We start from the raw sequence: 13,343 nt of genomic DNA, 5'->3' as shown, positions 1-13,343 counted from the left end.
TCCGGCTTCATGTAGGCGAGTTGCAGCCTACAATCCGAACTGAGAGAAGCTTTAAGAGATTAGCTTAGCCTCGCGACTTCGCAACTCGTTGTACTTCCCATTGTAGCACGTGTGTAGCCCAGGTCATAAGGGGCATGATGATTTGACGTCATCCCCACCTTCCTCCGGTTTGTCACCGGCAGTCTCGCTAGAGTGCCCAACTAAATGATGGCAACTAACAATAAGGGTTGCGCTCGTTGCGGGACTTAACCCAACATCTCACGACACGAGCTGACGACAACCATGCACCACCTGTCACTTTGCCCCCGAAGGGGAAGCTCTATCTCTAGAGTGGTCAAAGGATGTCAAGACCTGGTAAGGTTCTTCGCGTTGCTTCGAATTAAACCACATGCTCCACCGCTTGTGCGGGCCCCCGTCAATTCCTTTGAGTTTCAACCTTGCGGTCGTACTCCCCAGGCGGAGTGCTTAATGCGTTTGCTGCAGCACTGAAGGGCGGAAACCCTCCAACACTTAGCACTCATCGTTTACGGCGTGGACTACCAGGGTATCTAATCCTGTTCGCTCCCCACGCTTTCGAGCCTCAGCGTCAGTTACAGACCAGAGAGCCGCCTTCGCCACTGGTGTTCCTCCATATATCTACGCATTTCACCGCTACACATGGAATTCCACTCTCCTCTTCTGCACTCAAGTCTCCCAGTTTCCAATGACCCTCCCCGGTTGAGCCGGGGGCTTTCACATCAGACTTAAGAAACCGCCTGCGCTCGCTTTACGCCCAATAAATCCGGACAACGCTTGCCACCTACGTATTACCGCGGCTGCTGGCACGTAGTTAGCCGTGGCTTTCTGGTTAGATACCGTCAAGGGATGAACGTTCTACTCTCATCCTTGTTCTTCTCTAACAACAGAGTTTTACGATCCGAAAACCTTCTTCACTCACGCGGCGTTGCTCGGTCAGACTTTCGTCCATTGCCGAAGATTCCCTACTGCTGCCTCCCGTAGGAGTCTGGGCCGTGTCTCAGTCCCAGTGTGGCCGATCACCCTCTCAGGTCGGCTATGCATCGTTGCCTTGGTGAGCCGTTACCTCACCAACTAGCTAATGCACCGCGGGTCCATCCATCAGTGACGCAAAAGCGCCTTTCAACTTTCTTCCATGCGGAAAATAGTGTTATACGGTATTAGCACCTGTTTCCAAGTGTTATCCCCTTCTGATGGGCAGGTTACCCACGTGTTACTCACCCGTTCGCCACTCTTTTTCTTTCGGTGGAGCAAGCTCCGGTGAAAGAAAAAGCGTTCGACTTGCATGTATTAGGCACGCCGCCAGCGTTCGTCCTGAGCCAGGATCAAACTCTCATAATGATTTGTTTGAATGACCATACGGTCATTAAGCTCATAAAAATTAACTTTGCTAGCTATTGCTTGCATGTATTTGTTTCAATAAATTGAAACGTCCTACACATTGGTTCGTTTGCTTGCTTTGTTCAGTTTTCAAAGGTCTACCGTGCTGCGTTAGCAACTTTTATATCATATCAGAGCGACGTTTGATTGTCAACTCTTTTTTAAAAGTTTTTTTCAAGAAGTTGTTATTTAACTTCTCTCTTAACCTCAGCGACTTTTTCATCTTACCATCTCAACCGTTATATGTCAAACACTTTTTTGAAAAGTTTTTTTTGATTTATCAGGTTTTTTCAGAGACGATATTTTTTCGACTTTGTTATAATAACACTTGTAAAATGTTTCGTCAACAACTAATTTCAAAAAAGATCAATCAGTGTTTGTTACAAATGTCTTAACAAGGACAAGTAATAATATAGCAATTCTTAAAGGAAAAATCAACTAAAAAAATAGGCTTTTTGACAACTATTTTCATAGGCGAATTATTCATTACCAAACGTTTCGAACGTTCGTTTATAAGCAGTGTTTCGGCACTAAATCTATCATTTAAGAATGAAAAAAGAGAACTTAAGCTTTTTTGCTCAACGTTCTCTTTTCGTCCGATCTTCCGTTTGAAGAATCGGTATATAAATCCGAAAGATTGTTCCTTGGCCAATGACACTCTCCGCCGTGATTTTTCCTTTATAGCTTTCTAATAGTTGTTTTGCTATAGATAACCCCAAACCATTGCCACCTTTGGTTCTAGCACGGGCTTTATCTACTCGATAGAAACGATTAAAGATCTTATCGAGGTCTTCTTTGGAGATGCCTTCCCCGAAATCTTGAATGGCAATTTCAAAAGATTGACGATCCAATGAAATAGATAGATGAACTTCTTTTCGATCAGTGGAATACTTTACTGCGTTATCCAAGACAATAATAATGATCTGTTCAAAATGATTGCGATAGATTTTCAGCTTCAACTCATGATACAAATCATCATCCAACGTAAAGACAAAATCCGGATACAGTATTTTAAAGTTATTGAACACTTGATAGACAACTTCTTTTGCATTAGTTGTTTCATTTGCATAATGAACATCCACTTGTTCCGCTCTTGAGAGATCCAACATTTCCTGTACTAGCGTCTTCATTCGACTGATCTCTTGCATACTGGCTGCGAGGGACTCATCCAAGATCTCTGGATCATCTTTCCCCCAACGTTGCAAAAGATTCATGTGTCCTTCAATGATTGCTACGGGTGTCCGTAACTCATGAGAAACATCTTCAACGAATCGCTCTTGCTGCTCAATGTACAGGCGCATGCGATCCAACATCTCATTAAATATATCTGCTAAATCAGACAGTTCATCGTTCGTATTTAATTCTGGCATATGCACGGTTGACTGCGGGTTTTTCCGAACAGTTTCCATCGTATCCCGTAATACCTTTAATGGCTGAAGGAAATACGCTGATAAAAAGAACCCGAGGACACTGCTGAGAATCAGAGAGACGACTTCTAAGATAATCAAAGTCAGCAGCAGTTTGCTGCGTATTTCATAAAAAGAAGTCAACTCATAAAATGTTTGAGCATAGCCAATCCGCTCTCTGGTGCCTTTTGAATAAATGGGTTGGATCGAGAGAAAGCCTGTGATACCATCCAGCGTTACGATGGTTGGCGCTTTGCGCTGCGTGTCGATCAGTGCTAAATCATTTTCATGGGTTTTAAAAACAAGGTCCTCATTCAAATTATAAACAAACAGGCTCAATGGTGCTTGGCCTAATTCCGAAATAAAGGAGTCGATTTTCATTAAGTTGCCATCGATCGTTGAAGTGCGATCATAAATGCTCGTCGTCCCCGCATCATTTTTGGTTAAATTACGATACGTTCGGACCAATGTTAGTTCTTGATCCGAATTGGCTAAACGAGAAGCAACCTCTGACATCGTCCGCTCCACATTGTTTTCTTCTTTAGCGACGATCAAATTCACCGATGTTTTATAGGTGATCACGGCAAAGATCGTAAATACGACGAATATAAAGAAAGAACTTGCGAAGGCCCACTTTACAGTTAAAGAAGGCCCCTTCAGTTCTTTTAATTTTTTCATTCTTTTTTTAAGGTTCACGACCGCATCACATAACCTGTACCACGAACGGTTTGGATATAGCTTTCCTCCCCTGGTACATCAATTTTATTCCGTAAGTAGCGGATGTAAACATCGACAACGTTGGTTTCAACTTCTGTCTCATAGCCCCAGACTTTGTTTAATAAAACATCTCTGGCCAAAACGACATTAACGTTTTCCATTAAAGTCAACAATAGCTCATATTCGCGTTTTGTTAGTTCAATGACATCTGTTCCGCGACGAACGACACGATTTTCTTTTTCAATCGTTAGGTCTCGGTAAGTGATCGTGGTTTGTTTTGCAACGTTTTTGTCCCCTTCGATATCGATACGGCGAAGCAACGCACGTAAGCGTGCCAGCAATTCTTCAATTGCAAAAGGCTTCACAATATAATCATCGGCACCATGATCTAAACCTGATACTCGATCAATCACGGAATCTCGTGCGGTCATCATGATGATCGGGGTGTTCTTCGATTGACGCACGCGGCGGCAAACTTCTAACCCATTTAACTCAGGAAGCATTAGATCCAATAAGATCGCATCCCATTCATTATTCAGCGCCGCATCCAGTCCCGTCCGTCCGTTATAATGAACTTCAGTATTATACCCTTCATGCTTCAATTCTAATTCTACAAATCGAGCTAAGTTCTTTTCATCTTCAATGATTAGAATATTACTCATTATTGATAGCCCCTTTATTGATTATTCTGCCTTTAAATTAGACATTATCTGTCTTATTTTATCATGTATCTAAAAAATAAAAAAGAGATTGACCGAAAGTTCTCACTTTCGGCCTTTCTCTTTTGGATTCTCTTAAAGCTTACGCTTCATCATACCATGAATAATGGAAAATTCCCTCTTTATCTGTCCGTTCATACGTATGCGCTCCGAAGTAATCCCGTTGTGCTTGGATCAAGTTCGCTGGCAAACGATCAGAACGATAAGAATCGAAGTACGCGATCGCAGATGAGAACGTCGGCACAGGTACTCCTGCTTGGACAGCTAGTGCAACTACTTCACGTACAGAAGATTGATAACGTTTCGTAATATCTTTGAAGTAGTCATCTAATAGTAAGTTTTCAATGTCGGCATTCTTGTCATAAGCATCCGTGATTTTTTGTAAAAATTGAGCCCGGATGATACAGCCTGCACGCCAAATTTTGGCAATTTCACCAAAAGGAAGATCCCAATCATATTCTTTTGATGCAGTACGTAATTGCGCGAATCCTTGTGCATAGCTCATGATCTTACTGAAGTATAATGCTTCGCGGATCTTATTGATAAACTCTTCTTTGTTTCCTTCAAAAGCAACTGCTTCTGGTTTTGGTAAGACTTTGCTGGCATTGACCCGTTCTTCTTTGTAAGCCGAGATATAACGGGCAAAAACAGATTCAGTGATCAATGGTAGTGGTACGCCTAGGTCTAAGGCACTTTGGCTTGTCCATTTCCCAGTTCCTTTATTACCAGCAGCATCTAAAATCACATCAACGATTGGTTTGCCTGTACCTTGATCGTCTTTGCGAGTCAAAATATCCGCTGTGATCTCAATTAGATAGCTGTCTAATTCGCCTTTGTTCCATTCAGCAAAAATATCAGCCATTTCATCAACAGATAGACCTAATATGTTTTGCATCAAGTCATAAGACTCAGCAATCAGCTGCATGTCCCCATATTCGATCCCGTTATGAACCATTTTTACGTAATGGCCTGCACCGTTTGGTCCAATATAAGTCACACAAGGTGTTCCATCTTCGGCTTTTGCAGAAATTTGTTCCAAGATTGGCGCAACCAATTCATACGCTTCTTTTTGTCCTCCTGGCATGATCGAAGGACCTTTCAAGGCGCCCTCTTCCCCACCAGATACACCTGTACCGATAAAGTTGATTCCTGAGTTTGCCAACTCTTCGTTACGACGAACCGTATCTTTAAAGAAGGTATTTCCGCCATCGATCAAAATATCGCCTTTGTCTAGATGAGGCAATAATTCTTGGATCGTTGCATCTGTCGCAAATCCTGCTTTTACCATTAATAAAATACGACGTGGTTTTTCAATAGATTGAACAAATTCTTCTATCGTATAGGTTGCTTTAAAATTTTTATCTGGATGTTCTTTTACTACTTCTTCTGTCTTTGAACCAGTACGGTTAAATAAGGCAACTGAATAACCGCGGCTTTCGATGTTCAACGCTAAGTTTTTGCCCATAACAGCCATACCGACAACGCCGATTTGTTGTTTTGTCATCTTTCATCCTCCTAAGATTCAATTATCTTTTTCATTATAGCGCAAATGTACCTGCTTTTGAACTATTCTCTTTCGCTGGACAAAAATATTTCTGAAAAGTTCCATATTCGTCAAAAAAACAAAAAAACCTCAGGCTCCATGGTTAGCCTAAGGTTTTAGAATCCTCTTTCTGAAAAAAAGGAATTATGCTTCTTTTGTTGCTACGTCTTTGCCATCGTAATGACCACAGTTTGAGCAGACATGGTGGCTTTTTTTCATTTCACCACAGTTTGCACATTCGTTCAAACCGTTGATTGTCAATTTGTAATGTGTACGACGTTTTGCTTTCTTCGCTTTCGAAGTTTTTCTAGCTGGTACTGCCATTTTGCTACACCTCCTTGTTAATGAACGCAACCTTGAGGCTGCAATTTATTCCAATCCTACGCGTTATCGTCATCTGATTCAGTGAATAATTCGGATAATTTTGCAAGACGAGGATCAACTTGTTGAGCTTGCGCTTCTTTTTGATTTGCAAAGTCTTCTTCTGACAAAACAGCCCAATCGTTGCCAGATGGCATTGCTGAACCTTGCTTTTCTTCTTCTGTCAGGACTTGCAAAGGAATCGCAAGTAATAGGTTATCAGCGACTGATTCATCTAAGCTGATGGTTTGACCTTCAACGATCAAAACTTCTTCTTCGACGATCGTTTCATCGCGACGCTGAAATTGCTCTGGTGTCATGAAGTGTTCATCCACTGAAAAATCAAAAGGAATCGCTACAGGTGTCAAAGAACGAGTAGATGGCAATGTCATCGTCGTTTCTACTTGATAGTGCAGCAAGTATCCTTGCTTATCAACACTCATCAGCCCTTTTACTTTTACAGGAGACAAATCAATGATCTGTCCATCGCGTTTTATCAGTTGACTCTTTAAGTCAAGTGTTTCTTCAAACATCAGCGGTGTCTCTTGGTATTTTTTTAATTCCAATAAAGACCATTTCATTTTTATCACCCCTAAGCAACAAAAGCAATTATACAGGGCTTCTGAGGCTTTGTCAATGAAATTTTCTTGACACCTTTTTCATTTTTGATCGTGTCATTTTAATGCCCTTTCTCAAGGGATTTCGACCCTCTCAAAAAAACAACAGGAAGCGCACAACGTGCACTTGCCTGTTGCTTGATCAATCGTTAAAAATCATTAGATTGCTGTTGTTTCTCCACGATAAACGATACCGCGACGAGAATCAAGAGTAACCAATTCGCCATCTTTGATGGTTGTGGTTGCGTCTTTGGCACCAACGATGACTGGTAGATCTTTCGCGATTCCGACAACTGCTGCATGAGAAGTCAAGCCGCCATCTTCAACAACTAAAGCTGCTGCTTTTTCGATTGCTGGCATATATTCTTTATCTGTTGTTGGTACAACTAAAATCATGCCATCTTTTGCTTTCGCAATTGCTTCTTCGGCACTGTGAGCGATCACGGCATTGGCAACAACTGATTTTTCACCAATCCCTTGCGCTTCAAGCAATTTTGAACCGATCAATTGGATCTTCATGACGTTGGTTGTTCCGCGTTCACCAACAGGAACACCGGCTGTGATCAAGATTAGATCGCCTTCTTTAGCAAAACCTAAATCAACTGCTTGTTTTGCTGCTAATTCAAACATTTCATCAGTTGTTGATGGTTTTTCAGCAACGGTTGGGTAGACACCCCAGTTAAGCATCAAGCCACGTTTTGTACGTTCATCAAATGTAACAGCTAAAATGTCAGCATCTGGACGATATTTAGAGATCATTTTTGCAGTGTAGCCAGATTCAGTCGCTGCAACGATTGTTTTAACCCCTAGGTTTTTCGCCGCACGAGCAACAGATAAACCGATTGTTTCTGTTACATCTGTTTTATCGAATTGGTTGATTTGGAATGTGCTGTTTTCTGATAAAGCTTTTTCAGCTTCAATGTCGATCCGTGCCATTGTTGCTACTGCCTCAACAGGGTAGTCACCGTTTGCTGATTCACCAGAAAGCATTGTTGCATCGGTACCATCAAAGACAGCATTGGCAACGTCAGAAGCTTCTGCACGGGTTGGACGTGGGTTTTGTTGCATTGACTCTAACATTTGTGTTGCTGTGATAACTGATTTACCAGCAGCGTTACATTTTTTAATAATGCTCTTTTGAACCATTGGTACTTCTTCAGCAGGGATCTCAACACCCATGTCACCACGGGCAACCATGATACCATCAGAAACTTTGATGATTTCATCGATATTATCGATACCTTCTTGTGATTCGATTTTAGAGAAGATTTGCACATGAGTCATGTCTTTTTCTTCTAAAATTTCACGAATCTCTAAAACGTCTTGCGCTTTACGTACAAATGAAGCGGCAATGAAGTCGATATCGTTATCAAGACCAAAACGGATATCTTCTGCATCTTTTTCAGTAATACCAGGTAAGCTGATTGATACACCAGGAGCGTTGACCCCTTTACGTGATCCTAACATTCCAGCATTTTTAACAACAACCACTAATTCGCGGGTTGCTTCGTCTTTTTCTTTGATTTCCATGTCGATCAAACCATCATCAAACAAGATGTGTCCGCCCACATGAACATCTTCAAATAAACCAGGATAAGTTACAGCAATTTTTTCTTTTGTTCCTTTGTGTTCTGGATCCATTGAAATGCGTGTTTCATCGCCAACGTTAAATTGGATGTATCCAGCACGACCAAAGTCAGCTTCTGTCGTATTTTGTACAGTTGTACGGATTTCAGCACCTTTTGTATCTAAAAGGATACCGACATCTTTACCAGTTTTCTTCACGGCTTCACGAACCATTGTCATACGCGCTAATTGTTCTTCATGATCTCCATGAGAGAAGTTAAAGCGGAAGACATTCGCACCGGCTTCAATCAGTTGAGAAATAATTTCCACACTGTTACTTGCTGGTCCTAATGTACTTACGATCTTTGTTTTTTTCATTACTAAACGCTCCTATTCATTTATTTAAAATAGCTAATAAGCTTTTTTTACAAAATTACTGTTGCGTTGCTCTAAAAAATCTCTTTAGAATGAGATTTCTTTGTTCAAGTTATACAAGCTAAGATCTGGTTTGTGACGATTGTTTTCAAGGGTTTCGATAATATCAGAAGCAATCATTTCATTGTTTTCGATACCGATACATAGACCGCCTTTGCCTTGTTGCAATAATTCAACGGCATATGAACCAAATTTACTTGCTAACACACGGTCACGAGCGCTTGGTGAACCACCACGGACAACGTGTCCTAGAATTGATACACGGGTATGGAAATCGCCGTATTCAGAAAGTTTGTCAGCAAAATCATTTCCGCCCATCACACCTTCGGCTAAAACGATCAAGCAATGTTTTTTCCCGCGGTCGCGTCCTTCACGGATACGATCAGCAACAACTTGCATGTCAAAATCATGTTCTGGGATGATGATTTCATCCGCACCACCGGCCACACCTGACCATAAAGCGATATCGCCAGCACCACGTCCCATTACTTCGATCACAAATGTGCGGACATGTGATGTCGCTGTATCACGGATACGGTCAATCGATTCTAAGACAGTATTGATCGCTGTATCAAAACCAATCGTGAAATCTGTTCCTGGAATGTCGTTATCGATCGTTCCTGGAATCCCGATTGCTGGGAAACCGTGGCGAGTAAGTGCCATCGCACCATGGTAAGATCCATCTCCACCAATCACGACTAGCCCTTCGATGCCAAATTTCTTTAATTGCTCGATTCCTTTTAATTGCCCTTCTTGTGTCGCAAATTCTGGATAACGTGCTGAATATAAGAATGTTCCACCACGTTGAATTTTGTCACCAACATCAGCAACATCTAAGCGACGAATGTCGCCTGCGACTAGTCCGGCATAGCCATAGTTGATTCCGTATACTTCAAGTCCGTCAAAAATACCCTTTCTGACAACTGCGCGAATCGCTGCGTTCATTCCTGGTGCATCGCCGCCACTGGTTAGAATTCCAATGCGTTTCATTATTCTTTCACCTCATCAAAAGATTTTGTTTAGGGAAGCCCCTGTTTGCTAGTTTTCAAGTAATAACCACGAGACATATTCTACCATTATTCCATGAAAATGTCTTGAAATAGTGGGAAAAAGTTGAAAAAAGTGTAAGTTGAATTATCGTTTTCGGAAAATTACTTGAAAATTACATTTCCATTTCCTAATAATGCCTTCAGTTGTGTGACAAAGTTCGGCTCATCCGTTACCCAGTTTTCTTCTGCTAATAACACTTTTTTGCCACTACTTTCATAAAACATCACCACTGGAATATTTCCTTGATGCTGCTTCATTTCCTTCGACAATGCTTGCAGGTGCGACGTTTCGGCTTCAGCAGAAATCTTTAAGTAGCAAGTTTGTGGCGCAATTTTATTTTGAACGTTTTCTGCTAAGTCTATTTTATCAGCAATGAGTTGGATTTCACCATTGTAACGACTTACCTCGACCTTTCCTTCAATATAGAGAACAGCATTTTCTTCGATCAAGGAACGCACTTGTCGATAAACGATGGGAAAAATCGTTACTGAAACTTCTTTGCTAGCATCCGTTCCTTCAACAAATGCCATCTGTTCGCCTTTTTTTGTACGTATCTCCCGAATCTTGCGGACATACAAAAGGATGCGGACCCGTTCATTCGGAACCAGATCGGCAATATCGGTGATTTGTTTTAATTGATGCAATTTTTGAAACTGTTCTACGGGATGGCCAGACAAATAAACACCTAAGTATTCTTCTTCCAAAGCCAGTTTCTCTTCCAGTTTGTAATCGGCAACGGCTTCTTCTTTTAAAGCCATGGTTTCTAAGAGATCCAAACTGCCGCCACTATAAGTAATATTTTGGATTTTCCCTTCTAGTTGGATCAATGCTTGTTTTCGATTAGGCGCAATCACATCGAATACACCGATGCTCAAAAGCGGCAATAAATAGTCCAACTTTAACCACTTGCTGTTCCGCTGATTCAAGCGAAGTAAAAATTGATCCATGGACGTGAAATTGCCATGCTCTTTTCGTTCTGTCAAAATGTCTTGGATCATGTCGCGCCGAATCCCTTTGATACTGCTGAACCCAAAGCGGATTTGTTTCTCATTTTGCAGTTGAAAACTAAACCCACTGGTATTGATCGATGGTGGCAATACTTCTACGCCATAACGTGCGGCTTCATTTAAGTATTCTTTCATTTTGCTTGCAGTATTGCGTACCGAGTGCAAGATCGAAGCAAAAAAAGGTGCCGGATAGTGCACTTTCAGGTACGCCATTTGAAAGCCGATAAAGGAATAGGCAAACGCATGGGAACGGTTAAACCCATAGTTGGCGAAGCGCTCAATATAGTCATAGACCAAATTGGCGGTCTTCTCGTCATAATGATTGGCCAACGCACCTTGCACAAAATGGCGACGTTCTTCATCCAACACGTCTTTTTTCTTTTTACTGATTGCTCGCCGCAAAATATCTGCCTGTCCTAGGCTAAAACCAGCCATTTTGGAAGCTACTTGCATGATCTGTTCTTGATAAACAATGATTCCGTAAGTGTTTTGCAAGATTGGAATCAAGCTGTCATCCGGATAAGAGACCCGCTCTTGTCCTTTTTTCCGCTTGATAAAAGTATCAATATTTTGCATCGGTCCCGGGCGATACAAGGCATTGACTGCAGCAATGTCTTCGATACTTTCTGGCCCTAGCTTGCGCAAGACATTGCGTATTCCCGCTGATTCAAATTGGAAGATCCCTGCCGTCTCCCCTTTTTGAAACAAACGCAATGTTGCTGGATCATCAAGAGGAATCTCTTTTTGGGTTACGATTTGTTGGCTGATTCGTTTGATACCTTTCAAGGTATTATCAATGATCGACAAGTTTCTCAAACCTAAAAAATCCATCTTCAATAGGCCAATGGCTTCCACGTCATTCATGGTAAACTGGGTCAGCCAAATCCCATCGCTGCCTTCTTGCAAAGGCACCAAATCAAGCAGATTCTTGTCACTGATCACCACACCGGCGGCATGGGTCGATACGTGACGGGGCAGTCCTTCTAAGATTTTGGCGACTTGAAACATTACTTGATTCCGCTCATTGAACGAAACCAGCTCTCGCAGCTGATTGGATTGTTCATAAGCAAGATCTAAGGTCATTTTCAAGGCATTGGGGATGGCTTTTGACCAGCGATTAGCTTCACTTTGCGATAGACCAAAGACCCGAGAAACATCTCGCAAAACCATTTTGGCCGCCATGGTACCAAACGTGGCAATCTGTGCCATATATTCTTGCCCATATTTTTGGCGCACATACTGTAAAATCTCGTCTCTGCGATTGTCAGGAATATCTAAATCAATATCAGGCATCGTGTAACGTTCTGGATTCAAGAATCGTTCAAACAAAAGATCGTATTTGATTGGATCCACGTCGGTGATAGATAAAACATACGCCACCAGTGCTCCGGCAGCGGATCCCCGTCCAGCTCCGGTAACGATTTCTTGTTGGTGGGCAAAGTCCATGACGTCCCAAATAATCAAGAAGTAATCATCAAAGCCCATCTTATGGATGACAGACAACTCATAATCCAAACGCTGTTCGTACGCCGATGTAACGTGAGCAACACGCTGAGGCAGACGTTCAAAACAAATTTTGTGCAAATAGTCCGCGGCGCTTTCTTCTTGTGCTAATGGGTAATGAGGCAATAGCCGCTGATGCAGCGGCAGATCGACAGCGCATTCAGCTGCAATCCGCTGATTATTCATCAATGCCTGAGACGCTTCGCCAAATACAGCCGCAAGTTGGTCTGCCGGTTGTAGAAAAAACTGCGTAGTCGCTTGCTCTTTTGCCTGACGAAAGTCTTCAATTTGCGAGCCCTCTTTGATATGGGCCATCACTTTGACTGCAAAGGCTTCTTCTTGTGCTAAAGCCGCGATTGGTTGATACGCGCATGGTGCAATGTTTTGCTCGTTAAACCAAGTGATCGTTTCTGGATCTAGCCCCTTGCTAGTTATGCCTAAAAACAAGCTCTCAGAATCAAATTTATGGCTAATTGCTTGCAGTACTTTTTGATTAGCTTCTAAATCATCGTGCTGAGACGGCAAAAAGCCTTCACCTTCAGGTAGCAAACCAAAGAGGTCCTGCAAAGAATCACAAGCAGATAAATTCAACTGCTCGGTGATCATTTTTTCACTTGATAAACGCATCAAGGTTTGATAGCCCTTGAGGTTTTTGGCAAATACGTACAATGGAAAGGACATTGATCCCTCCCCGAAGGTACAGTCGAACAAAGCACCAAAAATCGGCTTGATGCCCTGTGCTAGGCATTGCTGATAAAACTCGACCGCGCCATAGAGAACATTATGATCGGTTAGGCCTAGGGTCTGATAGCCCATCTTTTTGGCTTGCTCTATATAGTGAGGAATTTTGATCGTACTTTGCAGCAACGAATAGGCGCTTAAGGTGGTGAGCTGTGAATACATTGAAATCCCTCCAAAAATGAAAATTCTCTTTCTTTCTGCTAGTAAATAGATTTGAAAAACAAAATGAAAAAGTGAAAATCTTTACAATAAATATTTTTGTGATAAACTAAAGTCGAAATGGA

8 protein-coding genes and 1 rRNA gene (1 of these 9 only partly in view) are annotated in these 13,343 nt (G+C 41.9%); all 9 read right to left on the bottom strand.

The genetic code is table 11. The annotated features are described in order from the left end of the window. Positions 1-1,356, bottom strand: a 16S ribosomal RNA gene (locus tag IGJ26_RS05155); it reaches 204 nt to the left of the window's first position. Between the two features lie 617 nt (positions 1,357-1,973). Continuing rightward, the gene (locus IGJ26_RS05150) at positions 1,974-3,479 is read right to left on the bottom strand and encodes a HAMP domain-containing sensor histidine kinase (protein ID WP_034872519.1); all 1,506 of its coding nucleotides are present in this window, start codon (positions 3,477-3,479) and stop codon (positions 1,974-1,976) included. A 14-nt stretch (positions 3,480-3,493) separates the two neighbouring features. Next, positions 3,494-4,180 carry a response regulator transcription factor gene (locus tag IGJ26_RS05145; protein WP_005229193.1) on the bottom strand — a complete coding sequence of 229 codons (687 nt, stop codon included), beginning with the start codon at positions 4,178-4,180 and terminating at the stop codon, positions 3,494-3,496. Between the two features lie 139 nt (positions 4,181-4,319). Continuing rightward, complete coding sequence (gene gndA, locus IGJ26_RS05140; RefSeq protein ID WP_005229192.1) at positions 4,320-5,741, bottom strand: NADP-dependent phosphogluconate dehydrogenase; 1,422 nt, start codon at positions 5,739-5,741, stop codon at positions 4,320-4,322. Positions 5,742-5,924: 183 nt separating this feature from the next. Further along, on the bottom strand, positions 5,925-6,104 hold the full coding sequence (rpmF, locus tag IGJ26_RS05135; RefSeq protein WP_005229191.1) for a 50S ribosomal protein L32: 180 nt from the start codon (positions 6,102-6,104) through the stop codon (positions 5,925-5,927). Between the two features lie 56 nt (positions 6,105-6,160). Continuing rightward, complete coding sequence (locus IGJ26_RS05130; RefSeq protein WP_005237175.1) at positions 6,161-6,721, bottom strand: YceD family protein; 561 nt, start codon at positions 6,719-6,721, stop codon at positions 6,161-6,163. 195 nt (positions 6,722-6,916) lie between these two features. Beyond that, positions 6,917-8,701: a pyruvate kinase gene (gene pyk, locus IGJ26_RS05125; RefSeq protein WP_008377816.1), complete on the bottom strand. Its 1,785-nt coding sequence runs from the start codon at positions 8,699-8,701 to the stop codon at positions 6,917-6,919. A gap of 84 nt (positions 8,702-8,785) precedes the next feature. Continuing rightward, positions 8,786-9,748 carry a 6-phosphofructokinase gene (gene pfkA / locus IGJ26_RS05120; protein WP_005237177.1) on the bottom strand — a complete coding sequence of 321 codons (963 nt, stop codon included), beginning with the start codon at positions 9,746-9,748 and terminating at the stop codon, positions 8,786-8,788. 161 nt (positions 9,749-9,909) lie between these two features. Beyond that, complete coding sequence (gene dnaE / locus IGJ26_RS05115; RefSeq protein ID WP_194199619.1) at positions 9,910-13,221, bottom strand: DNA polymerase III subunit alpha; 3,312 nt, start codon at positions 13,219-13,221, stop codon at positions 9,910-9,912. Between the last annotated feature and the right edge of the window lie 122 nt (positions 13,222-13,343).

It is taken from the genome of Enterococcus sp. AZ095a (genome assembly GCF_050546735.1).
Lineage (GTDB): Bacteria > Bacillota > Bacilli > Lactobacillales > Enterococcaceae > Enterococcus_D > Enterococcus_D entomosocium.
The sequence above is the reverse complement of the archived record's forward strand: the minus strand, read 5'-3'. Positions and strand labels throughout refer to the sequence as shown.